The sequence below is a fragment of the Antrihabitans stalagmiti genome, assembly GCF_016482825.1.
Classification (GTDB): domain Bacteria; phylum Actinomycetota; class Actinomycetes; order Mycobacteriales; family Mycobacteriaceae; genus Antrihabitans; species Antrihabitans stalagmiti.
The window spans coordinates 850508-874182 of record NZ_JAEMNV010000002.1; the positions used below are offsets into that span (position 1 = coordinate 850508).

At 64.1% G+C, this 23675-nt stretch carries 24 protein-coding genes; 14 read left to right on the plus strand and 10 right to left on the minus strand.

All coding sequences use genetic code 11. The features are described 5' to 3' along the window. The first annotated feature begins 60 nt into the window (after positions 1–60). The gene (locus tag JGU71_RS08010) at positions 61–723 is read left to right on the plus strand and encodes a class I SAM-dependent methyltransferase (RefSeq protein ID WP_199703471.1); all 663 of its coding nucleotides are present in this window, start codon (positions 61–63) and stop codon (positions 721–723) included. Here JGU71_RS08010 and JGU71_RS08015 read toward each other — a convergent pair. Together JGU71_RS08015 and JGU71_RS08020 are read right to left on the minus strand one after the other, a co-directional pair. Beyond that, a complete protein-coding gene (locus tag JGU71_RS08015) occupies positions 680–1966 on the minus strand; it encodes a hypothetical protein (protein ID WP_199703472.1) in 1287 nt (428 codons plus the stop codon). The genes JGU71_RS08010 and JGU71_RS08015 overlap by 44 nt on opposite strands. Before the next feature lie 17 nt (positions 1967–1983). Beyond that, positions 1984–3399, minus strand: coding sequence for an alpha/beta hydrolase family protein (locus JGU71_RS08020; protein WP_199703473.1), 1416 nt, complete (start codon positions 3397–3399; stop codon positions 1984–1986). Between the two features lie 125 nt (positions 3400–3524). On the opposite strand from JGU71_RS08020, the gene JGU71_RS08025 reads away from it, so the two are divergent. After that, a complete protein-coding gene (locus tag JGU71_RS08025) occupies positions 3525–3728 on the plus strand; it encodes a hypothetical protein (protein ID WP_199703474.1) in 204 nt (67 codons plus the stop codon). A 39-nt stretch (positions 3729–3767) separates the two neighbouring features. Here the strand turns inward: JGU71_RS08025 and JGU71_RS08030 are convergent, their stop codons facing one another. Then, positions 3768–4742, minus strand: coding sequence for an NAD(P)-dependent alcohol dehydrogenase (locus JGU71_RS08030; RefSeq protein WP_199703475.1), 975 nt, complete (start codon positions 4740–4742; stop codon positions 3768–3770). A 101-nt stretch (positions 4743–4843) separates the two neighbouring features. On the opposite strand from JGU71_RS08030, the gene JGU71_RS08035 reads away from it, so the two are divergent. From JGU71_RS08035 to JGU71_RS08045, 3 genes are all read left to right on the plus strand, one after another. Continuing rightward, positions 4844–5512, plus strand: coding sequence for a TetR/AcrR family transcriptional regulator (locus tag JGU71_RS08035; protein WP_199703476.1), 669 nt, complete (start codon positions 4844–4846; stop codon positions 5510–5512). Between the two features lie 67 nt (positions 5513–5579). Beyond that, positions 5580–6446: an aldo/keto reductase gene (locus JGU71_RS08040; RefSeq protein WP_199703477.1), complete on the plus strand. Its 867-nt coding sequence runs from the start codon at positions 5580–5582 to the stop codon at positions 6444–6446. A 197-nt stretch (positions 6447–6643) separates the two neighbouring features. Next, positions 6644–7714, plus strand: a complete 1071-nt coding sequence (locus JGU71_RS08045) for a TDT family transporter (RefSeq protein WP_233528970.1) — start codon at positions 6644–6646, stop codon at positions 7712–7714. Positions 7715–7733: 19 nt separating this feature from the next. Here the strand turns inward: JGU71_RS08045 and JGU71_RS08050 are convergent, their stop codons facing one another. Both JGU71_RS08050 and JGU71_RS08055 read right to left on the minus strand, forming a co-directional pair. Then, complete coding sequence (locus JGU71_RS08050) at positions 7734–9506, minus strand: ABC transporter ATP-binding protein (protein WP_199703478.1); 1773 nt, start codon at positions 9504–9506, stop codon at positions 7734–7736. After that, positions 9503–11239, minus strand: a complete 1737-nt coding sequence (locus JGU71_RS08055; protein WP_199703479.1) for an ABC transporter ATP-binding protein — start codon at positions 11237–11239, stop codon at positions 9503–9505. The genes JGU71_RS08050 and JGU71_RS08055 overlap by 4 nt, the downstream gene beginning before the upstream one ends. Before the next feature lie 117 nt (positions 11240–11356). Here JGU71_RS08055 and JGU71_RS08060 point away from each other — a divergent pair, with 117 nt between their 5' ends. From JGU71_RS08060 to JGU71_RS08070, 3 genes are read left to right on the plus strand one after another with little or no spacing between them, the layout of a single operon-like run. Next, a complete protein-coding gene (locus tag JGU71_RS08060) occupies positions 11357–12103 on the plus strand; it encodes a GAF and ANTAR domain-containing protein (RefSeq protein WP_233528826.1) in 747 nt (248 codons plus the stop codon). Then, positions 12100–12852 (plus strand): GAF and ANTAR domain-containing protein, encoded by a 753-nt coding sequence (locus tag JGU71_RS08065; protein WP_233528827.1) that lies wholly within the window; start codon positions 12100–12102, stop codon positions 12850–12852. The genes JGU71_RS08060 and JGU71_RS08065 overlap by 4 nt, the downstream gene beginning before the upstream one ends. Before the next feature lie 15 nt (positions 12853–12867). After that, on the plus strand, positions 12868–13692 hold the full coding sequence (locus JGU71_RS08070; protein WP_199703480.1) for an alpha/beta fold hydrolase: 825 nt from the start codon (positions 12868–12870) through the stop codon (positions 13690–13692). On the opposite strand, the gene JGU71_RS08075 is transcribed toward JGU71_RS08070, so the two are convergent. Beyond that, positions 13658–14278 (minus strand): TetR/AcrR family transcriptional regulator, encoded by a 621-nt coding sequence (locus tag JGU71_RS08075; protein WP_199703481.1) that lies wholly within the window; start codon positions 14276–14278, stop codon positions 13658–13660. The two genes, JGU71_RS08070 and JGU71_RS08075, sit on opposite strands and share 35 nt — an antisense overlap. Then, positions 14275–16023 carry an N-acyl-D-amino-acid deacylase family protein gene (locus JGU71_RS08080; protein ID WP_199703482.1) on the minus strand — a complete coding sequence of 583 codons (1749 nt, stop codon included), beginning with the start codon at positions 16021–16023 and terminating at the stop codon, positions 14275–14277. The genes JGU71_RS08075 and JGU71_RS08080 overlap by 4 nt, the downstream gene beginning before the upstream one ends. 127 nt (positions 16024–16150) lie before the next feature. On the opposite strand from JGU71_RS08080, the gene JGU71_RS08085 reads away from it, so the two are divergent. The 6 genes from JGU71_RS08085 to JGU71_RS08110 all read left to right on the plus strand — a co-directional run bounded on the left by JGU71_RS08085 (position 16151) and on the right by JGU71_RS08110 (position 19551). Further along, complete coding sequence (locus tag JGU71_RS08085; protein WP_307829550.1) at positions 16151–16522, plus strand: ArsR/SmtB family transcription factor; 372 nt, start codon at positions 16151–16153, stop codon at positions 16520–16522. Further along, on the plus strand, positions 16519–17280 hold the full coding sequence (locus JGU71_RS08090) for an aquaporin (protein ID WP_199703484.1): 762 nt from the start codon (positions 16519–16521) through the stop codon (positions 17278–17280). The genes JGU71_RS08085 and JGU71_RS08090 overlap by 4 nt, the downstream gene beginning before the upstream one ends. After that, complete coding sequence (locus tag JGU71_RS08095; RefSeq protein WP_199703485.1) at positions 17277–17693, plus strand: arsenate reductase ArsC; 417 nt, start codon at positions 17277–17279, stop codon at positions 17691–17693. Before JGU71_RS08090 ends, JGU71_RS08095 begins: the two co-directional genes overlap by 4 nt. Further along, positions 17690–18130, plus strand: a complete 441-nt coding sequence (locus JGU71_RS08100; RefSeq protein WP_307829551.1) for an arsenate-mycothiol transferase ArsC — start codon at positions 17690–17692, stop codon at positions 18128–18130. The genes JGU71_RS08095 and JGU71_RS08100 overlap by 4 nt, the downstream gene beginning before the upstream one ends. 69 nt (positions 18131–18199) lie before the next feature. Then, complete coding sequence (locus JGU71_RS08105) at positions 18200–18895, plus strand: arsenate reductase/protein-tyrosine-phosphatase family protein (protein ID WP_199703487.1); 696 nt, start codon at positions 18200–18202, stop codon at positions 18893–18895. Continuing rightward, positions 18892–19551 (plus strand): arsenate reductase ArsC, encoded by a 660-nt coding sequence (locus JGU71_RS08110; RefSeq protein WP_199703488.1) that lies wholly within the window; start codon positions 18892–18894, stop codon positions 19549–19551. The genes JGU71_RS08105 and JGU71_RS08110 overlap by 4 nt, the downstream gene beginning before the upstream one ends. A 27-nt stretch (positions 19552–19578) precedes the next feature. On the opposite strand, the gene JGU71_RS08115 is transcribed toward JGU71_RS08110, so the two are convergent. Genes JGU71_RS08115 through JGU71_RS08125 form a run of 3 tightly spaced genes read right to left on the minus strand, consistent with a single transcriptional unit; the run spans position 19579 to position 23617 of the window. Next, positions 19579–21132, minus strand: a complete 1554-nt coding sequence (locus JGU71_RS08115; RefSeq protein WP_199703489.1) for a glycerol-3-phosphate dehydrogenase/oxidase — start codon at positions 21130–21132, stop codon at positions 19579–19581. Further along, positions 21129–22043 (minus strand): diacylglycerol kinase, encoded by a 915-nt coding sequence (locus tag JGU71_RS08120; protein WP_199703490.1) that lies wholly within the window; start codon positions 22041–22043, stop codon positions 21129–21131. The genes JGU71_RS08115 and JGU71_RS08120 overlap by 4 nt, the downstream gene beginning before the upstream one ends. Further along, positions 22040–23617, minus strand: coding sequence for an FAD-binding oxidoreductase (locus JGU71_RS08125; protein WP_199703647.1), 1578 nt, complete (start codon positions 23615–23617; stop codon positions 22040–22042). The genes JGU71_RS08120 and JGU71_RS08125 overlap by 4 nt, the downstream gene beginning before the upstream one ends. Positions 23618–23675: the final 58 nt, after the last annotated feature.

Below are 23675 nucleotides of genomic sequence, written 5' to 3' on the forward strand. Positions count from 1 at the left end.
GCTTTGCCGTTATGGCAAACATACTTGCCAGGTCGGCTCGAGCTGCTGCACAGTCGGAATATGACGCACGATCACGCACACACCGAAGACTTCTCGCAGCACTTCACCGCGGAATTCTGGGACGCCCGGTACGCGACGGGGTCGATCTGGAGCGGCAACCCCAATCCCGTACTGGTCGAGAAGGTCGAATCACTCACGCCGGGAACCGCATTGGAGGTCGGCAGTGGTGAAGGTGCCGACGCGATCTGGCTCGCGACCCGCGGCTGGAACGTCACTGCTATCGATGTGTCCACCGTCGCGCTCGCGCGCGCTGCCGAACACGCCGCTGCACGCGGTGCTGCGATCGCGAGTCGCATCACCTGGCAGCAGGCCGACGTGGCGAACTGGGACCCGGCGCCGCATCGATACGACCTGATCTCCGCGCAGTTCATGCACCTGCCCCGGCCGATGCTGGCCACACTGCATCGTCGGCTGGCCGCAGCAGTAGAACCCGGCGGGACGCTGCTGATCGTCAACCACCACCCGGCCGATCTCGAGACGACGATGCAGCGGCCGAACATCGCGGACATGTTCACGACCGCCGAAGAAATGGCGCACGTACTCGACCCCGGGCAGTGGTCCATCGAAACGAGCGCGCCGAAACGTCAGGCAGTCGATCCGGAGGGGAACACGATCACCATCAGCGACACGGTTCTGCAGGCTGTTCGGAAGGTCGACGCATAAGCGCCGCGAGCGCGAGTCCACACAGTGCGATCGTTCCGACCGACACACCCATGGAAATCCACTGCCACGTATCGGTGAACCAGACTGGCTTGCCGCTGGTGAGCGGCGCGTAAGCGGTCCAACCGAATTCGGCAACCAACGGCGCGATTCCCACCGCGCCGAGTGATACTGACAGCGTGATCGGCGCGGCCAACGCTGTTCCCGTAACCGCCGCGCTCGATGGCAGGCACGACGCAACCGTGAACGCGGCAGCGAACGGCAGGATCACCAGCACAGCAACGACATTGACGTTGTCCCATGGCGGCTGGTTCAGGACCGATGTCGCCGCTACTACGGCTAACGCGCACACCCCGGCAAGCGGTCGCGGCCAGCGCCGCCCGACGACAACGCCCGCTACGACGAGAGCGGCGACCAGCGATAGCTTCAGGATCGAATCTGCTTCTCTCAGTGCACCACTCGAATTCGCTGCGATGAACGCGAGAATCGCGATCAACACCATCCCGCGGTGACCCGGCAGCCACAGTCCGAACAGCACAAGCAGCGGGACCACCGCCAGACCCCACACCCAGCGGTGCGACCCGAAAGACTCGTCGTTCAAACCCATCACAGCCGAGGAGAACGACTCGTAGAGAAGCAAGCCTGCCACTGCGATCGCGATTCCGATCGTCAGTTCACGGGCGCGATCGCCGACCGGTGAGCTCGGCTCGGCCCTGTGGCGTTGCAGGCTCGCCAGCAGCGCCGCAGAAGTCAGAGCAACGAGGCACAGTAGGAAGATGTCAGCCGGGTCGACTGCGTCAGGCGAATACTCCACATACCGCTGGGGTGCTGAACTGCGGAAGTGCTCGATCGGCGCGGTCAGCAAAAGTCCCGCGACAACACCGGCGGCAAGGCCCTGCTGCCGCAGACGACGCTCGGATCCGTTCGTCAGACCGGCGGCCGCACCCAACAGCAAGCCTGCTCCGAGTGCGGTGACAAAAGGATCGAAGTCCCACGGATCCGCAAGGGCCACAACACCGATCAACGCAAGACCAAGCCCGAGCAGGCCACTGGAGAGGGCAGGCTTGCGAACGAAGACCGCCACGACGGTGGTCGTCACCGCAAACAACGTCACGCTCGTCGGCTGGGGAAAGTCGGCAAATATCGCCTCCGTCGGCGACGGTGCGCTCATCGCGATGGCAGCCGTGAAGCCGGCAAGCACCATCAGGAGGACGTCCGCGGCGTAGTCACGGACCATGCGGTTCATGATCGACAGCGTCTCACCTATCGGCGGTAGGTCGTCAATTCACCGTGCGGTTCCAGGGCTGCCTCGAGATCGGCACGACCGTTGCGCAGCGTCTCGTCCAGGAAGGCAAGCGATGCAGCCGCGGTGAGGTTCGGACCTCCCTCGCGGTCCAGCGAACCGAAGATCGACGGTATCGGCGGCAGGAAGAGCGGTCCGTCGGTGAAGCTGAGATGCGCGGCGCCCGGGACCACCAGCCGGTAGCTCAGGGAGTCGCTCAACCGCAGGACGCGAGTCAGCTCGGCGTCGTACTCCTCGTCGTTGCGGGGGTTGTCGGAGCCCCGTCCTGCCACGAACGCCAAAAGCGGTTGCGGATACGGCCGCGAACCGACTGCTCGGGGGAATCCGTCGATGTCGATGATCGTGTCGAAACGCGGATCCTGTTCCGCTGCAAGGATGGCTGCAGCGCCACCGAGCGAGTGACCCGTAGCTGCCGCTCTGTCGGTCGCGAGTCGGCCAGTCAGCCTGGACGGTATTTCACCGCGGTCGATTCGCTCCAACTGCGTCAGGGCAAAGGCGAAATCCGCTGCGCGCGTTGCGGTCCACGCTGCAGCGAGACGGTCGTCCTCGGCGTCGTCTCCCGAACTTTGTATAGCGCTGCGGATTACAGCACCGTCTTCGAGGACAACAACTGCCGAGTCGTACGGATGGTCGAGACCGACGACGACATAGCCGTGGCTCGCGAGTTCTTCTGCCCAAGCCGTGTTCTGTGATCGCACGCCACCTGATCCCGGCGAGAAGAGCACAACGGGGTAACGCGCGTTCCCAGCCTCTGGTTCCGCGTCGGACCTTGCGTGGGTACGTCCGTCCGCGATTCCGCTCAACACAAACCCGGGCACCCCGAACATGTCACTGATGCCGTCGGCAACGACGTCTGCTTCGCGCTCGTCTCGTCCCAGGTACAACGAACGGCCGTTGCCCGAGTCGCGTTCGGCCGGATACCAAAGCTGCGCTACGACAGTACGAAAGGCATTGGATCCGTGCACTTCTCGGCGAGCCTGATCCTCCAGCTGAAACACGGTGGTCCCGACTGCCGAGCGTCCCGTCGGCGTCGGTAGCTCGAACGTCGGAAAGGCCCAGATTGCGGCTCCACCGATACCGACGAACAACATGGCTATCGCTGCGGCAAGCGCGGCCCCGACTCGCGACTCCGACCGCAGTCGTAGGACGCCGACCGCAAGGCCGATGACGCTGGCGACGAGGACCGGGATCAATTGCCAGCGCACCCCCTCGCGCGCAACGACGACCACCGCACCGACGACGACGACACCCACGCCGACCGTCCACCGCGTGCGTACAGCCCGCGGTGCCCAGCCCGAAAAAGCGAGCACGATCACACCCGCAGCCAGCGCTAGTTCCACGAACGCCATGTCACCCATTTTCGCATCAGTGCTCACAAAACCGCCGCTACCAGCAGAAATTCCGCGCACGGCGTACACTTGGACACTTGGGACCAGTTTCGCTCGCGTATGTGCGAGAGGTTCACCACTAGACGAAGAGGTAGCGCGTGCCCGCTTTCGACATGTCAGAACTCGAACCGACCTTCACGGAGACGGAGACAGTTACCTTCCGTCAGGCACAGCGATTGGTTGCAGGCCAGTCCGTAGACGCCGGCGAATGCAGGTTGCTGCTCGCCATGCTCGGTATCCCGGACAGCGCGATGATCTCGGCAGTACCGGCCGCCTCAGCGCCGGTCATCGCAGCGCCGGTCACCCTGGCTTCGTAGTTCTCGACAGTCGCGGTCGTCGTTGCACACCGTCCTGTTTCAGATGGTGACGACGACCTTTCCACGGGCGTGGCCATCCCTCATGTAGGTGATGGCCGCGGCCGTTTCGTTCAGCGGGAATACGCGATCGACAACGGGCGTAACCTGGCCGGCCTCGATCAACGCCGAGACAGCCGCGAGATCTGCCGCATTTTCCGACGACACGAACATCGTCAATTTCTGGCTGACGAACGGCGACAGCAGCACGGCGCGGAGTTGGCGATCGATGCCACCGAGCCAGCGCCCACCGGTTTCGCTTCCTACGATCACCAGCGTGCCTTTCGGTTCGAGCAGGCGACGCAACTCTGTCAGCGACCTACCGCCGCCGATATCGAGGACGGCGTCGTAGCGGACCCTGTTCGCGCCGATATCCTCGGTCGAATAGTCGATGACGTGATCGGCGCCGATCGAACGAACCAGATCAACTTTCGTCGTGCTGCACACCGCGGTGACGACAGCCCCGAAGGCCTTCGCGATCTGCACCGCGAACGTTCCTACGCCCCCTGATGCACCGATGATCAGCACCTTCTGACCGGCTTGCACCTTGGCCTGATCGCGTACCGCCTGCAACGCCGTCAGCGCCGAAATCGGCGTCGCCGCCGCCTGCTCGAAGGTGAGATGTTTGGGCTTGGGCACAACCTTCGATACCTCCGCCCGCGCGTATTCGGCGAAGCAGCCTTCACCAACCCCGTAGACCTCGTCACCGACTCCGAAGGTGGTCACGTCAGAACCGACCGCCGCAACACGGCCGGCGAACTCGCGGCCGCGAACGGGGTCTTTCGGCGCACGCACGCCGTAGCCCGCAAGGCGGACCGGATAGGGCAGACCCGCGGTGAGGTGCCACGCCCCACGATCGACGCCTGCAACGACGACCTCGACGAGGACCTCTGCGGCACCCACGTCGGGCTCGTCGATTTTGTCGCTGCGCATGACCGCTGCGGCCTCGCCGTATTCGTCTTGAACTATCGCTTTCATAACCACGTTCTTTGTCCCTTACGTTGTAAGTGTGTGCCGTCCGTTCTACACTTACGCCGTAAGTCTGTCAATCGAAAAGCCTGTCGATAGGAAGGGTGCAGATGACACGAACTCGCCTGACGAGGGATGACGTACTGCGAACCGCCACCGCCCTTGCCGACGCTGCCGGGCTCGACTCGCTCACGATGCGCAAGCTCGGCACCGAACTCGGCGTGGAGGCGATGTCGCTGTACCACCACGTCGCCAACAAGGACGACCTCCTCGACGGCATGATCGACCGCGTTTACAGCGAGATCGAACTACCGACCGCCGAGGACGATTGGCGCTCGGCCATGCGCAGACGCGCGGTCAGCACCCGTGAGGTCCTCGGTCGGCACCCGTGGGCAACCGCATTGCTGGATTCGAGATCCACGCCGGGTCCCGCAACGCTGCGATATCACGACGCCACGCTCGGAAAGCTACGGGGCGAGGGCTTTTCGATACCACTCTCCGCCCACGCCCTGTCCGTGCTGGACAGCTACACCTGCGGCTTCGCGCTCCAGGAGCACGCCTTGCCGTTCGACACCGAAGAGGAGACTGTCGAACTGGCGCAACAGATCATGGGTCGATTCACTGCAGGCGACTACCCGCACCTCGCCGAACTCACCGTCGAGCACGTACTGAAACCCGGTTACGCGTACGGCGACGAGTTCGCGTTCGGACTGGAGCTTATCCTCGACGGACTGGAGAACCGGCGGTCGACCGAAACGATTCCACGCTTCTCGGAATAACGGGAAGCGCGGTTTGGGTTATAGCAACGTTGCCAAAGCTAACGTTTGCCAAAGCCAGGAGCCTCTCATGACAGCGAGCACACTGACCGCCACACAGTCCGGAACGTTCTCAATCGGAGGAGACACCCCCGTCGTTCGACTCGGATACGGCACCATGCAGTTGACGGGCGAAGGAGTTTGGGGCGATCCCAAGGATCCGGACGAAGCCGTCAGAGTTCTGCAGCGCGCGGTCGAGCGCGGCGTGACCTTCTTCGACACAGCGGATTCCTACGGACCCGTCGTCGCCGAACAATTGCTGCGCAAGGCGCTACACCCGTACCAGGACGATGTCGTCATCGCGACCAAAGCCGGACTCACCAGGTCGGGTCCCGGCATCTGGAAGCCGGTCGGTCGCCCTGAATACCTGCGTCAGCAGGCCGAACTGAGCTTGAGAAACCTTGGGCTCGAACAGATTCCACTCTTCCAGCTACACCGCATCGATGCGCAGGTGCCGTTGGCCGACCAGGTCGGAGAATTGGCATTGTTGCAGCAGGAAGGCAAGATCAAGCACATCGGCCTCAGTGAGGTCAGCGTTGAAGACGTCAAGGCCGCAGCGGAATTCGCGACCATCGCCTCCGTCCAGAATCTGTACAACCTGGCACATCGCGATGCCGAAGACCTGCTGAACTACGCCGAGCAGAACTCGATCGCGTTCATCCCGTGGTTCCCATTGGCGACCGGAAAGCTTGCGGCGCCGGGTGGTCCGCTCGACACGTTGGCGAAGAAGCACAATGCCTCGCCGTCGCAACTGGCATTGGCGTGGCTGCTGCGCCGCTCCCCCGTCATGCTGCCGATACCGGGCACATCCTCGGTCGCGCACCTCGACGACAACATCGACGCCGCGGCGCTGACACTGACCGACGAGGAATTCGCCGAACTCGAAGCGGCCGTGTAAACGATTTCGAGGAGTACCGTTTCGCCGGAAAGCATTTCGTGTGCACCGAGCGAGAGGTCTCCGAGATCGTCATGGCTGACAAAGGCACCGACGTCCCTTCCGGAACCGCCCCCAAGAACCTGCCCTGGCTGTTGTCGTCGCTGACGGCACCGGGGCAGGTTCTCGGCCATCTCGGTCCGAACTGGTTCGCATCCGTGATGGGTACAGGCATCGTTGCGACGGCGGGCGCCACACTCCCAGTACATGTTCCGGGTCTGCAGGTTTTCGCGCGGGTCGTGTGGGTGCTTGCCGCGGTCCTGCTGGCCGTGCTGATCGTTGCTGTCACCGCACACTGGGTGCGACATCCGACGGTCGCACGCAGTCACGCCTACAACCCCCAGATGGCACATTTCTATGGTGCGGCCCCGATGGCGCTGCTGACCGTCGGTGCGGGTGCACTGCTGGTCGGCAAGCACGTCATCGGCGAGACCGCCGCGATCACTCTCGACTGGATCCTGTGGACCGGCGGCACCGTCGGCGGACTGTTCACCGCAATGACGATCCCCTACTTGATGTTCACCCAGCACAACGTCGAGCCGGACGCGGCGTTCGGCGGTTGGCTGATGCCGATCGTTCCGCCGATGGTCTCTGCTGCAACCGGCGCGCTGCTGATCCAGCACCTACCGCCGGGCACCGGTCGGCAGACGCTGCTCTACGGCTGCTACGCGATGTTCGGGCTGTCACTGTTCGCATCGATCATCATCATCACGATGGTCTGGAGTCGGCTCGCGCACTTCGGCACCTCCGGAACGGCGCGGGTGCCGACGCTGTGGATCGTTCTCGGTCCGCTCGGTCAATCGATAACGGCCGCAGGTTTACTCGGCACCAACGCGGCACTTGCCGTCGAACCGCGACTCGCGAACGGGATGAACGTCTTTGCTATCCTGTACGGAGTTCCGGTGTGGGGCTTCGCAGTTCTATGGATCGGACTTGCAACCGCGCTGACGATCCGCACAGCCCGCCGGGGTATGCCGTTCGCCCTCACCTGGTGGAGCCTCACCTTCCCGGTCGGTACCTTCGTCACCGGCACAACACAATTGGCTATTCACACCCAGTTGCCCGCGTTTCGCGTGGCTGCCGTCATCGCCTATGCGGGACTACTCGGCACCTGGGGCTTGGTTGCGGTCCGTACCGCGAACGGTAGCCTGCGCGGCAACCTCTTTCTCCCGCCGGCATCGACCGGTCCTATCAAAGCGCGCAAAGACGTCCCTGTGCCGCGCAAGCCCTGATCGGGGCGCGGACAGGAAGCTACCGCTCGATTCCACCTGTCTGCCATGCACTCCAGAGCTGGGCGTACCGTCCGTCGGCCTGGACGAGGTCGGCGTGGGCACCCTCCTCGACGATTCGGCCATGTTCGAGGACGATCACCCGGTCCGCTGCGACCGCCTGCGTCAAACGATGCGCGACGACGAGTGTCGTCCTGCCCTTGGTAGCGGCAGCAGCTGATTGCTCGAGGAAACGCGCTCCCAGGCTGCCCGCCTCTGCGGTCGCTTCGTCGAGTACCGCAACTGCCGGATCGAGAAGTACCAGCCGGGCGAGTGCGAGTTGCTGCGCCTTGGCGGCGCTCAGGTCGTCGGCTCCCTCACCGACTTCGGTCTGCAGTCCGTTCGGCAACGACCGCACCCAATCGAGTGCACCCACAGAGTCGAGTGCGGCCGATACCTCGTCGGCGGTTGCCGACGGCCGAGCCAGCCGGATGTCTTCGATCAGCGGCCCTGCAAATACGTGCACTTCCTGACTGACGATCGCGACCTGTGTGGGCAACTGCTCGGCGGTCATATCCGCCAGTGCAACGCCACCGACGAGCGCCGAACCATGATCAGGGACAAGAACACCCGCAGCGATGGCCGCCAGCGTCGACTTACCCGCACCCGTAGAACCAACGAGTGCAACACGCGAGCCTGCCGCAATATGAATGCTGACACCATGGAGAACGGGCTCGCCGCCGTCGTAGCTGTACTCGATCTCGCGGAGGTCGAGGTCGGCACCGGCAGGTCGCGATTCGGTCGGCACTGCGCCTATCGAATCAGGGCCTTTCGTGTCCGCGATCTCCACGACACCGACCAGCCGGGCGAGGCTGGCTCCAGCATCTTGCACCTCGTCGAATGTGAACAGCAGCATGCCGATCGGATTGAACAATCGGTGGAACAACAGCGCGGCGGCAGCCGACTGCCCGACCGACACGTCGCCGCTCCTGACAAGCACGAAGCCGACAACCAAAATCACGGTGAGGCCGAAGAACTCGGCCCGGTTGACCCTGCCGGAGAACCGAGTGAACAGGGTGAACACGTCGACCGAGATATCGAGCGCACGTGCCGACGCCTCGTCGACCGCCCGCAGATGACGGCGTTCCAAACCGTAAGCGTGCACTGTTCGGATACCGACCATGCTCTCCACAAGGACCTGCGATCGTGCCGCGATCGCTTGCCGCTCTTCGGCATAACGAGGAGCGGACTTCGGGAGGTACCACCGCAGCGCCACCGCGTACATCGGGACCGACACCAAACCAGCAAGACCGAGGCGCCAATCCAGACCGAGCATCGCGACGATGCTGAGCACGCCGAGAAGCAACGACGAGATCATCGTCGGTACGACATCGGTGACCGCCTTGCCGATCGCAGCAACGTCGGCTCCGACACGAGAAAGCAAGTCGCCCTTGCCGACTCGTTCGAGCACTGGTGTCGGAAGCCGCAACGCCCGCAACACGGTCAGCTCACGCAACTCGGCGAGGATACCTTCGCCGAGCTTGGCAACAAGGTAGGACGAGAATCCCGAGGCAAGGCCGCCGAGCAAGGCAGCGATCGTGATGACGACCGCGATCGGGACGATCGACGATGTCGGTTCGCCGTCGGCAACACGGTCGACGAGTGCACCGAGAACGTAGATCGGCACTACGGACATCGCGGCACCGACGAGTCCGACAGCGAGCGTGAACGATACATCCCGGGGGCGATGAATCAGGGCTCGTCGCAACCAGTTCCACGTTCGTGCCGAATCAGCGATCGGTAACAGCTCGGTCATCGCAGCACTGCCCTTCGGTAACGCTCGTCGGACCTTGCAAGGTCGGCGTGCTTTCCTTCGGCGACGACCCCGTCCGAGTCGAGTACAACGACGCGGTCCGTCACGGCGAGCAACGCTGGGCTGCTTGTCACCAGGATCGTGGTGAAGCCGCCACCCTTCCCGTCACCCACCCGGTGCCGAAGCGACGAAATACCCTCTGCAACGGCGTGTTCGGTGACGGCATCCACCGCAGTTGTCGGCTCGTGCAGCACCAGTACCGGGGCCTGCGTCAGCAGCGCCCTCGCCAACGCGACCCGTTGCCGCTGGCCTCCCGACAGGCTCGCGCCCCGTTCGGCCACCACCGTGGACATTCCATCGGAATGCACCGTCACGACATGTATTGCGGCAGAGGCGTGTAGGACTCGGTCGACGAAGCGCTCGTCGACGTTCGGTCCTGCGCCGACCGTGACGTTCGAACCGACCGTGCCCGCGAACAAGTCGGTGTCGTGTGGTTCTACCAACAGGTTCTTGCGCGCCTGCACGTGCTCGATCGTGTGCAACGGCGTTCCGCCGAGCAGGATTTCACCGCCGTAGTCCGAACGCGCAACTCTGCCCGACAGGACCGCGACGAGGGAGTCGCCCGCAGTCGGTGCCGGTGTGACGACGCCGACCAACTCACTGGCCGCGACCGTGAGATCCACACCGTCGAGCGCACCGTAGGTCAACCCGACCAACTCGAGCGAGCAGGGCGCTGCACCGACCGACGCAACGCCGTCCGCCAATATTGGTTCGGCGGTCGTCACGTCGGCGATGCGCTCGGCCGATGCCCGCGCTTCGGCAACCCAACTCGGCACGATGGCAAGCAGACCGAACGGCTCGATCAAGAACTGCGCGAGACCGATCACGGTGATCAGTTCACCGATGCTGATCCGACCGTCGAGGGCGAGCCACCCGGCCGCGATTGCGATCGCCACCGCTAGCAACGAACTCAGTGCCGCCGACACGCCTGCGTAACTGCCCAGGGTCCGTGCGGCGCGCAAGGTCGCCCGCAGCGATTGCTGGCTGACGGCTCGATAGCGCTGCGTCGCGGCAGCTTCGGCGCCGATACCCCGCAACGGTCGCAAACCCGAGACCAGGTCTGTCGCAACCGATGTCGCCCGGCCCGCCATCGCCTGCTGGTCGGCAACCCGACGAGTGATCGCGGGAGCGCTCAACTGCAGTGCGAGCAACACGACCGGCGTGCCTACGAGCACGGCGAACCCGAGCGGGGCGTCGATGACCACCAGCGTTACTGCGCAGACGAGTGCAGCCGTGATCGCACCGACGATCCGCGGCACGTAGTCGAGCAGATACGCCGCGTTGTCGGCATCGGTGGTCGACACGGTCAGCAGGTCTCCCGACCTCAGCTCCGTACGAATACCAAGGGGATCGAGAATCTTCGCCGCCACCTCGACTCGCAGTCGATGTGCCTCGGTCGCGATGGAGAGCATCAATTGCCGTGCACCGAGACGGTAGACGGTCGACAGGACTGCGAACAGAAGAGCAAGTGCACCAAGCCATATCGCAAGCATGGACACGTCGCCCGTCTCCACGGCTCGGTCGACGATGATCCCGATGACCACTGGGACCAACGCCTCACTCACCTGATGCAAACTGATGAGCGCCGTGCCGATGCTCAACCGTCGAGCATTGCGAGTGATGGTTCGGAGCAGGATTGCCGAGCCTGCCCGTGAGCGTGTGGTGTTGGACCCCATCGCGCGACCCTAGCAAGGTAAGCCTAACCAAATAGAAATCCGCTGCTACGTGCGTAGAGTCGACAGTATGGGCGTCAGGTTTTTCCGGATCGACTTTTGATGGATGCTCACAGCCGCATGAGGGGCGAGCTTGCGGCAGCAATGTCCGGGGCAACAGGATTACTGGCGGCCGACAGATTGTGCATCGCGTGTGTCGATCTTCTGCACGTCGACGGCGCGGCCATCTCACTCATTCTGGACGGCGAAAGTCGGGGAACGTTCGGGTCCAGCGGCGAATCCAGTCGTCGCGTGGACGACTTTCAATTCACCTTCGGTGAGGGTCCGTGCATCGACGCGATCGCGACCGGTCGTCCGGTGCTCGTCGCCGAGCTCGGACACCCGCACGATCCGCGCTGGCCTGCCTTCACCGCGGCGGCAGTTGCGGACGGTGTCCGCGCGGTGTTCGCTCTCCCGACAACGATCGCGGCGGCCAACATCGGCGTCCTCGACCTGTTCTGCACCGAACGCGGACCGCTGTCGCCGGACAGCCTGGCCGGTGGCCTACTCGCTGCCGACCTTGCCGCACTTCCATTGCTGGACTTGATGAATGCGGATGTCGACTGGGAAGCCGAGAGCGTCGCCCAGGGTAGTGACGGTTGGTCGGAGTTGGCGTCGCTGCAACGGGTCGAGGTCTACCAGGCCACCGGGATGCTCATCGGTCAACTCGACATCGATGCGACCGAGGCTCTTGCACGACTACGTGCTTACGCATTCGCTGTCGGTCGCACAGCCAGCGAAGTAGCGTGGGACATCGTGGAGCGTCGGCTCGTTCTCGACGACGACGCGCGATGGCGTAGGCCTACGAGCGGAGAGCAAGGATCATGACCTCCGATCGTGAACGCGACGTGATCGCGGCTTTCGTCTCGTTGGCCAACACGATGGTCGACGGCTTCGATGTGATCGAAGTGCTCAGCAGCCTGACCACGGACTGCGCCAGATTGCTCGACGTTGCATCGGCCGGACTCCTCCTCGCCGACGGCAGTCGAGTGCTGCATGTCGTCGCTGCGTCCTCGGAAGCCACTCGCAACCTCGAACTGTTCCAGTTACAGCGCGAGCAGGGGCCCTGCCTCGACTGCTACCGACTGGGATCGCCCGTCAGTGCACCCGATCTCGCCGACAGACGTGAGGTATGGCCACAGTTCGTCGACGGCGCCCTCGGTGCGGGTTTCGTTTCGGTGCACGCGGTCCCCATGCGAATGCACGACACCGTGCTCGGCACACTCGGCCTGTTCGGCACCGACGTCGGATCGTTGGCGGCCGAAGACCTCTCGCTCGCGCAGGGTTTGGCCGACGTCGCGAGTATTGCCATCGTCGCGGGCCAGGTCGCCCCTGACTCCGGATCCATCAGTGCGGGCCTGCAGCAAACCCTTGCCAACCGCGTCCTACTCGAGCAGGCCAAGGGTGTTCTTGCCGCGCGAGGCGACATCGAGCTCGATCAGGCCTTCGAGCTGTTGCGTCGCTACGCCCGCGACAACCGCATCGCCCTTGCCGATGTCGCGCGTTCACTGATCACCCGAACGTTGTCCGCGCGCACCGTCATCGATCACATACGCACGTCCGGCACCACCACCTAGAAGAGAGGCGAACACATGGGAACAATCACCACCACCGACGGCACCGAGATCTTCTACAAGGACTGGGGTAGCGGTCAGCCCATCGTGTTCAGCCACGGCTGGCCACTGTCGGCCGACGACTGGGACGCACAGATGCTGTTCTTCCTGCAGCACGGCTACCGCGTCATCGCCCACGACCGGCGCGGCCACGGCCGCTCGACGCAGACCGCCGACGGCCACGACATGGATCACTACGCCGACGACCTCGCCGCGTTGACAGCGCACCTCGATCTGGACAACGCCATTCACGTCGGTCACTCCACCGGCGGTGGTGAAGTGGTGCACTATCTCGCACGGCACGGCGAAAGTCGGGTCGCCAAGGCCGCAATCCTGTGTGCGGTGCCGCCGTTGATGGTGCAGACCGATGCCAATCCCGGTGGCCTGCCGAAGGACGTGTTCGACGGCTTGCAGGCACAGCTTGCGGCGAACCGTTCGGAGTTCTATCGCGATCTGCCCGCGGGACCGTTCTACGGGTTCAATCGTCCCGGCGTCGAGTCCTCCGAGGCCGTGATCCAGAACTGGTGGCGCCAAGGGATGATGGGCGGCGCAAAGGCCCACTACGACGGCATCGTCGCGTTCTCCCAGACCGACTTCACCGAAGACTTGAAGAAGATCACGGTGCCGGTCCTCGTCATGCACAGCGAAGACGATCAGATCGTGCCCTACGCCGCGTCGGGACCGTTGTCGGCGAAGTTGCTGCAGAACGGAACCCTCAAGACCTACAAGGACTTTCCGCACGGCATGCCGACAACACAGGCAGAGACGATCAACGCGGATCTGCTCGCGTTTCTGCAGTCGTAAGGCTCTCGTACAGCGACGCTGTCGCCGCTATCCGTTCCGCTTCGAGTTCCGGTCGCGGATAGGTGTGCCGAAAAATCGCTTCACCGTCGAACATGTGCAAGGCGGAGGTAGCGAAGAGCCGGATCACATCCGAGGGAATACCTCGGCCGGCGAATGCGGCGGCAGCGCGCGCCTCGATGTTGTCGTACAACGTGACCGCGACTGGATTGAGTCGTTCACGAAGTTCTGGATCCGTACGTGCCGCGACGAGCAGTTCGAACCAGACCGAATTCGACGGGTCCCGAGATTCTTTGCGCGCGAACAGAAGTAGGTCCACGATGTCGACGGACCCACCCTCGGCACGGAACTCGTCGAACGCTGCGAAGTGGCGGCGACCGACTTCTTCGGCCGCCGCGACGACAAGTTCGAGCCGCGATGCGAAGTGCCGGAACAAGCCGCCCTTCGAAATGCCCGAGCGCTGACACACTTCGCCGAGCGAGGTCCGGTGGTAGCCGACCTCGGCAATCGCCTCGATGGTCGCGTCGATCAGCGCCTCGATCGTCTCGCTACGGCGCTGCGCTTGGGTGCGTCGAGGCGAAGCCGTCACCTGGCCGTCTCACGGGCGCGCAGGAATCGTCCCGTGCGCTCGCGACCGAGTCCGTCGGCCGGTGTCCCGGCTCCGAACACGTACTGGCCGTTGACGAGTACGGCCGTGACGGTGTCGTCGTTGCGATTGACCATGCGTGGCAGATTATCGAACGATGCCACCGGGCTCTCTGCGTAGGTGTCGAGCGAGTCGTCGAGGTGTGCCGGGTCGACGACGACGATGTCGGCGCGGTCGCCCTCACGCAGGTGACCTGCGTCGAGTCGATACCAGTCGGCGAGTTCGCCGGTGAGCCGGTGCACTGCCTGCTCCACGCTGAGGAACGGCCTGCCCGCCTGCTCCGCATCGTGGACGCGCCGCAGGAGCCGGAGCCCGAAGTTGTAGAACGCCATGTTGCGAAGATGCGCGCCCGCGTCCGAGAACCCGAGTTGAACCCCGGGATCGCGAGCGAGCCTGTCCAGCACCTCCGGCCGATCATTGGAAATCGTTGTGCGCCAACGAAGTTTCGTGCCGTGCTCGACGACCAGGTCGAGAAATGCATCGACGGGATGCAACCCGCGCTCAGCGCCGACCTGACCGAAGGTCTTTCCGATCACCGTGGCTTCGGGACAGTCCACGATGTCGGCGTCGAAGAAATCGCGATGCCAGACCCGCATACCGAACTTGGCGTCGTAGTCCTTGCGGAAGGTGCGCCGGTAGGTCTCGTCCTGCAGTAGGGCGTTGCGTTCTACTTGATCGGCGAGATGCAAAGCCGCTGCGCCGGAACCGAATTCCTCGAAGATGACGAGATCGATACCGTCGGCGTACACCTCGAACGGCACCGGGAGGTGTTGCCAGCGGAAGTCTCCGCCGAGGCGGTTCATCAGCCACGCGATCGGACCGAGAATTCTTGCCAGCAGGCGATTGGCTTTGAGGTCTGCCGCCGAGAGCAGGCTCGTCTTCAGAGGCTTGCGAACGATGCCGAGCGTGCTTGCGACCATCGCGACAATGCTCTTGGGCGACTTGATGTCCGGTCCGGCCTGCAGCACTCGGCCGCGGGATCGCAGAATGGCGTTGAGCCGCCGACGCTCCCGCGCCCTCGCATAGGTCGAGGGCAGCGTGCGGGACCGGCAGGTCTCCCCGTCGAGTTTGTCGAAAACCAACTGCTGCGCTGACATACCGACGAAGCCGGCATCGAGCGCCTCGGTCAGCATCGACTCCATCCGCGAGAGTTCGTCGGCGCTCGGTGTGGTCTCCTTCCGCGTCGCCCGATCCAAGCCCATCTCGGCAGCGCGCATGTCCGAGTGCCCGATGAACGCCGCGACATTCGGGCCGAGCGGCAAATCATCCAGCGCGGCAGCGTATTCGGCTGCGTTGCGCCACGTCTTCTTGTCTTCGATCGCCTCGATCACGTGTCGACGTGGGATGGCCTCGACCCGTCCGAAGATGTCGCCTGCATCCTCGGCGTCGACGTGCACGGTCGAGAGCGAACACGATCCGAGCAGTACCGTCGTGACACCGTGGCGCAGCGACTCCGACAGGCTCGGTTCCTGCAAGATCTCGATGTCGTAGTGCGTGTGGATGTCGATCAACCCCGGCAGCACCCACTTGCCGTGCGCTTCGATCACGCGTGGGCAGCCGGTCACATCCAACTGGTCCGCGGATACAGCAACGACTCTGCCGCCGCGGACGCCGATGTTCCGGACAGCTGACGGTTGCGGTGTGCCGTCGAAAACGCGGCCGTGCTCGATGACGACGTCGTAGGTCATACAAAGATAGAAACCGATCGACCTCTAAGTGTCAAGAGCTGGTCGGCGTTCACCAACACCCCCGACGCCGATGTCGTTTGCTTTCTGTTCGTTTGCATCCTGCTTCGACATCGGTCAATATCGACGCGTGTCGAAACAGAACTTGCCGTCCAGCGATGCATCCGAATGCGTGGTCGCGGCCACGGTCCGCGAACCGTTGAGCCCCGCCGCTGCTGCGGAGTTGGCGGTGAAACTCAAAGCGCTGTCCGATCCCGCACGACTCCGGCTGCTCAGCGCGATCGCAAGCACCGCCACCCAGGAGGCTTGTGTCTGCGACCTCTCGGTCGGCATCGACTTGACCCAACCCACCATCTCCCACCACCTCAAGGTGCTCCGTCGAGCCGGATTGGTCGACAGCGAACGCCGCGGCACCTGGGTCTACTACCGAGTGGTTCCGGATGGGCTGCGCCAGCTCTCACTCCTGTTCGGCACCGACACGTTGACCGTGAGCCCGACGTGAGCGCCATCCCGCTCCATCGACGCCTGCTCGCCGAATTCGTCGGCACCGCGCTGCTCGTGACCGTGGTCGTCGGATCCGGCATAGCCGCAGCACAGCTGTCCCCCAACGACATCGGGCTGCAGCTCTTACAGAACTCGACCGCGACCGTGCTTGGCCTCGCCGTCTTGATTCTGATGTTCGGACCCGTCTCCGGAGCGCATTTCAATCCTGTCGTCTCCGCGGCAGACTGGTTGCTGGGCCGCCGGAACGGCACCGGGATGAGCGTGACCGACCTCGGCGCCTACGCCGCCGCGCAGATTTCGGGTGCGATCGTCGGTGCCATCCTTGCGAACGTCATGTTCGACCTCTCGGCGTTCCAAATTGCCACTAAGGACCGCATCACCACCGGGCACATCGTCGGCGAAATCGTCGCCACCGCAGGGCTTGTCGCGTTGATCTTCACCCTCGCCCGAACCGGCCGCGCCGGCCTCTCGGCCGCATCGGTCGGTGCCTACATCGGTGCCGCCTACTGGTTCACCAGCTCCACCTCCTTTGCCAACCCCGCCGTCACCGTCGGCCGCGTCTTCTCCGACACCTTCGCCGGCATCGGACCTGGATCGGTGCCCGGATTCATCGGCGCCCAACTGATCGGCGGACTGATCGGTCTCGGCTTGGTCGTCGTCCTCTACCCCGACGCTGCCGCGACCGCCGACGACGTTGTCGTTCCCCACCATCCCGACCGCACCGATTCAGAACTGAAAGAGACTCCTCAGCCATGACATCAACTACCCACAGCGTGCTGTTCGTGTGTGTCCACAACGCCGGTCGCTCCCAAATGGCGGCCGGATTCCTCACCGCGCTCGGCGGCGACGCAGTGGAAGTCCGCTCCGCGGGCAGTGCCCCTGCCGACTCCGTCAACCCGGCGGCAGTGGCAGCGATGGCCGAAGTCGGGATCGACATCTCCGACCAGTCACCGAAGATCCTTACCTTCGATACCGTCGAAACCTCCGACGTCGTCATCACCATGGGCTGCGGCGACGTCTGCCCCGCCTTCCCAGGCGTCGACTACCAGGACTGGGCTCTGGCAGATCCCGCAGGCAAAGGCGTCGAAGCGGTTCGACCGATCCGCGACGAAATCGAACGTCGAGTCCGTGCACTGCTCGCGCAACTAGACATCGTCGCAGCCTCGTGAACCCGCACCCCGCCGACCCCAGCAAGCCGTCTGTGTTGTTCGTCTGTGTCAAGAATGGTGGAAAATCGCAGATGGCTGCCGGCTTGATGCGCAAGGCAGCCGGAGAATCGGTGCAGGTGCACTCCGCCGGAACGAAACCAGGCGATGCCGTCAACGCACTCTCGGCACAATCTCTGCTCGAGGTCGGGATCGACATCGGAAACGAGCGACCGAAGCCCATCGACCCGATCTTGCTTCACGAGGTCGACCTCGTCGTCACGCTAGGCCGCGAAGCAACCGTCGACACGCCTCCCGGCACTGCAGTAGAAAACTGGGATACCGACGAACCGTCACTGCGTGGGATCGACGGAATCGAACGCATGCGCATCGTCCGCGACGACATCGCTGCCCGCGTGGACCAGCTGGCACGCCAGCTCACCGCCACCAATATGGACTGACAACACGACCGAACGCAGCACTGGGCCCAGCGCTTGACCACCCGAATTAACTCAGTCATTATTGAGTCAATGATTACTGACTCAACCCCGGATTTGGCCAGGCGAGCGTCGATTCACGCCGCACTGGCAGATGTCGGACGATTGGCCATCGTCGACGCATTGCTGCTCGCCGATGCCGCACCCTCGGAGCTACAGGCCCGGGTGTCGATGCCGTCGAACCTCCTTGCGCATCATCTCCGGGTACTCGAGCGAGCGGGCATCGTGAGCCGCAGGCGATCCGAAGGCGACCGACGTCGCACCTACCTACAGCTGGTTCCCGCCACCCTCGACGCGATGGTCCCGTCCGGTAGCCGGCACGCTGCCCGAGTCGTCTTCGTGTGCACCCAGAACTCCGCCAGATCGCAACTGGCGGTTGCCGTCTGGAATCGACACAGCGAGATCCCCGCCGCTTCCGGCGGGATCGACCCCGCTCCGCAAGTTCACCCCGATGCGGTTGCCGCAGCGAAACGCCGTGGACTCCGAATGCGGCCCCACAAACCGCGACGAGTCGACGACGTTCTTTCCCCTGGCGACCTCGTCATCGCAGTGTGCGACAACGCACACGAAGATCTGCCCCCGGACACCCTGCGGATGCATTGGTCCATCCCCGACCCCGTTCCCGCCAACCTCCATGCAGCATTCGACCGAACCGTCGACGACCTCGACCAACGAATACGCCGCCTGGTGCCAGTACTCGACCCGACAAGCAACGGAGCAATCGCATGACACAGAACGTCTCCACCGTCCGCGAACTATCCATCGATCAACGACTCGCACTCAGAACTGCGGCAACTCAACTGCTCGGCGAGTTCGGCGACATGTTCGGTGTCGAGACGATCGAGCGGTTTCTGCACTCGTCGTACGATCAATTCGCTGGCCGCGCAACAGTAGTCAACTTTCTTCCATTGCTAGCCGAGCGTTTCGCCCGGCAACGTCTCCGCGCGTTGGCCAAGGTCGAAGGAAAGTCGGACAACGGCCTGCCGACGGTACTGTTCCTGTGCACCCACAATGCGGGCCGGTCGCAGATGGCCATGGGCTTCTTCGAACATCTTGCCGGCGACAATGCAGTGGCATGGTCGGGCGGTTCCGAGCCGGGCATCAGCGTGAACCCGGAAGCCGTTGCGGCCATGGCGGAGCGGGGAATCGACATCTCCCACGAGTACCCGAAGCCGTGGACCGACGAGGTCGTCCGCGCCGCCGACGTGGTCATCACTATGGGCTGCGGGGATGCGTGCCCGGTATTTCCCGGGCGACGCTACGAGGAATGGGTCCTCGCCGATCCAGCAGGTCTCGACGTCGATGCCATCCGGCCGATTCGCGACGACATCGAGAGGCGAGTCAGAGCACTCCTCGAGGAACTCGACGTCACTGTCGCTGCCTGACCGACTACACGCGAGCCTCCTTCGTCGCTAGTTGGACACGGCATCGAGAATCTCTTGCACCGCAGGCCGCGCTCGATCCGCATCGCTCGCTACCAAGCCGATTCTGGTCCTGCGGTCGAGCACGTCGGAGGCGTCCACCGCACCCTCGTTGGTGATCGCGAACTCGATCTCCGCCCTGGTGACGTCGACTCCGTCGGCGATCGGTTCGAGGGGCATGGCCACGGTCGCAGCATCGAGGACGGTCCGAGCCGCGCCGCCGAAACGAGCGACGAGAGATTCCGGCAGACCGGCGGTCGCTGTGCTGGCCGCGTGGCCGGGCGCGCCGATCAAGGGCAGGTTGTGCGTCTTGCAATCCGATGCCTGCAGGCCACGTACGTCGACCGCTTTGTCGACGGCATCCTGCGCCATCCGGCGGTACGTGGTCAGCTTGCCGCCGACGATCGTGATCAGTCCGTTCGGTGATTCCAGTACGGCATGTTTGCGCGATACGTCCGAGGTTTCGCCGCCACCGCTGTCGAGTAGCGGTCGCAGTCCGGAGTAGGTGCCGCGAATGTCGTTGCGGGTCACTGGGACCTGCAGAGCGGTGTTCACGGTGTCGAGGAGGAAATCGATTTCCGAGTCAGCGGCCTCCGGTTCGTCGGGTATCGGGCCGGGCGCATCCTCGTCGGTGAGGCCGAGGTAGATCCGACCCTGCTGCTGCGGTAGCGCGAAGATGAAGCGACTGATCGAACCCGGCACCGGAACGGTCAGCGCTCCGGTCGGATTGCCGAACAGTTCCGCGTCGAAGACCAAGTGGGTGCCGCGGCTCGGGCGCAGCTTGATCGAGGAATCCACCTCCGCGGCCCACACGCCGGTCGCGTTGATGACCGCTTTTGCTGCGAGCGTGAAGGTTTCACCCGTTGTGGTGTCGGTGAGTCGAGCCGACGACCCGGTCACCTCGTCGGCGCGCACATGATTGAGGATCGACGCGCCGTGTTCGGCAGCGGTTCGTGCGATTGTCACGACCAGCCGAGCGTCGTCGACGAGTTGCCCGTCGAAGGCGAGCAGGCCACCTTTCAGCCCATCGGTGCGGACGCCGGGGACAAGTTCGATCGTCTTGGCCGCGTTCACCTTTCGCGACCGTGGCAGCACCGAACCGGGAGTGCGGGCCACCACCCGAAGTGTGTCCCCCGCAAGAAAACCCGTGCGGACGAGCAATCGGTGGGACGGCGTGATCGACGGCATCAGCGGAACTACCTGCGTCATCGCGTGAATCAGGTGCGGCGCGGTGCGGGTCATGAGAATGCCTCGCTCGACAGCACTTTCGTGCGCTACGCCGAGCCGACCGGACGCGAGATAGCGCAATCCGCCGTGCACGAGCTTCGAACTCCATCTGCTGGTGCCGAAGGCGAGATCGTGTGCGTCGACGAGAACCGTCCGTAACCCGCGCGTTGCGGCGTCGAGAGCGATACCGACACCGGTGACGCCACCACCTATCACCAAGACGTCGACATCTTGGTGACCTGTGCTGCGGTCCGCGAGCTTTTCGAGGTGCCTGCGCCGTAGCCGGGCGTCCAGTTTCGCCGACTGGTCGGATGTCATGTCGCTGCTTTCTTTCTGCTCGGCGTGAGGATGCTGAGATGGCGCGGAAGCACGCTGATGTCGACGGGGAGCGGGCCGATGGGTTCGCCATCGGCGTACGCCGTGATCCCTGCAGACTCGACGCGGATCGACGTTGTGCGGAACGTATCCACCTCTGGCAACTCGATGTGCTTGCCGCTGAACACCTTCGGGAACGATCTCAACAGACTCAGTCGCGAGCCGGCCGCGATCACGGTGACGTCGAACAACCCGTCGGTCGGGTCGGCGTTCGGGCAGACGAGCATTCCGCCGCCGTAGCTGCGAGTGTTCCCGATCGCCACCAATGTGATGTCCCGCTCGATCACTGTTCCGTCGTCGAGCGTCAGCCGAAACGGCAGCGGACGCAAGTTGGCCAACTCGGCGACAAGCGCAACGTTGTACCGCATTCGGCCTCGTGGCCACGACATCCGGTTGGTGCGGTCGGTCACCAGCGAATCGAAACCGGCGGCGGCGATGGAACCGAAATAGCGGGTAGCCCCGTCCGCACGAACGGCGAGCCCGACGTCGACTCGTGTCGAGTTGCCGTCCGCGATGATGTCCGCCGCGGCCTCCGGGTCGTCGCGCGGGATGTCGTAGGCACGAGCATGGTCGTTGCCGGTTCCGGCCGGGATGATGCCGAGTGGCACATCGGTTCCGCAAAGCTGCTGCAGCGTATGGGAAATCATCCCGTCGCCGCCGACAGCGGCGACTATGTCCGAACCGCGTTCGAGGACTTCCCTTGCCAGGCGACGTGCGTCGTCGGGGTCACTGCCGACGTACTCGTCGACCTGCAGTCCGCGCTCACGCAGCCGCCGGACCGCGCGAGCCGTTATCTCCCCACTCTTGCCCGCACCCGACTTGGGATTGGAGAACAGAGCAACGCGCTTGGTCACGGAATCAGCTTCCCCGGGTTGAGGATTCCGGTCGGGTCGACGGCGGCCTTGACCGCGCGCAGTACACGCACGCCGAGTTCGCCGACCTCCTGATCCATCCACGGTCGATGATCTGCGCCGACAGCGTGATGATGGGTGATGGTGCCGCCGTTCGCCATGATTGCATCGCACGCGGCGTTTTTGGCCCGCTGCCACTGCGCTATCGGATCACCGCGTTGCGCGCCGATCACGGTGAAGTACAACGAGGCACCCGTCGGGTAGATGTGCGAAATGTGGCACATCACAATCGATCCGGTTCCTGTTTCCTGCAACGTGGCTTGCAATGCCTGTGTCACAGCACCTTTGAGCCGATCCAGGTTGCCCCAGTCGGTCGCGGTCTCGAGCGTTTCACACAGCGCGCCGTTCGCAAGCAACCCGTCTCTGAGGTAGGGGGCGTCGAACCTGCCGTGCTCCCACGCGAGCGCAGGTTCGTCGCCCAACGACTCGCCCCCCGCAGCCAGAAGTGCCGCTCGGGTTGTCTCGTGTCTGCCGTTCACCTGCTCGGCGGTGCCCTCGAAGACGGTCATGCCGATACAGCCACCGGACACCTGATCGCCGCCGATCTTGTCGGTCATCGCCAAGTTCAGCCCGGTCTCGACCTCGTCGGACAGCCTGATCACGGTGGGCCCTGTTCCGTCCTGTGTCACTGCGCGCAGCGCAGCAGCACCGGTCGCGAAGTCGGGAAAGCGCCACGACTCGTGCCGCTTTTCGGCGGGGACCGGATGCACTCGCAACCGCACCGAGGTGATGATGCCGAAGGTGCCTTCGGAGCCGGAGAACAACTCACGCAGGTCGGGGCCTGCGGCCGATTTCGGCGCGCGGCCGAGGTCGAGCACGCCTTCCGGGGTGATGACCCGAAGGCCGCGGATCATGTCGTCGAAGCGGCCGAAACCGGCGGAATCCTGACCCGACGAGCGGGTTGCCGCGAACCCGCCGATCGTGGCGAAACGAAAGCTCTGCGGGTAGTGACCGAGTTCGTAGCCCTGCGCTGCTAGCAGTGCTTCAGCGGCAGGACCGGTCAGCCCCGCGCCGAGCGTTGCCTCGCGTGACACCTCATCGAGTTTGCTCAACTGATCGAAGTGGTGCAGATCGAGCGAAATCACGGCGGCAAAGTCGCCGCGGATCGGTTCGAGACCACCCGTCACCGAGGTTCCGCCGCCGAACGGTACGACCGCTATACGCCGCTCGACACAGACAGCGAGCACAGCGGCGACCTCCTCGTCGGTCGCGGGCAGAACCACCGCGTCCGGCGCGTCTTGCACATCGCGACTTTTGCGGCGAAGCAGATCGAACGTCGATTTACCGCCTGCGCGAGGCAGTCGATCCGCGTCGGCGGTACTGAAGTTCTCGGCTCCGACCACCGCGCTGAGAGCAGCCGCATCGTCGGGTGTCAGCGCGGACGGCCGCAGCACAACGTCTGCCGCATCCGGTGTGTCCACGTGCTGCAACTCGCCGAAAACACTTGTCAACAGATTGAGGATCTTGTCCGACAACGGCTTTGCCAGCGCCGGATCGCCCCATGCGTTCCACTTCATCAACGGTGCGGGCAGGGTCGGCGCAGCGGTGTTCACTCGATACTCCTTCGGTCTGCAG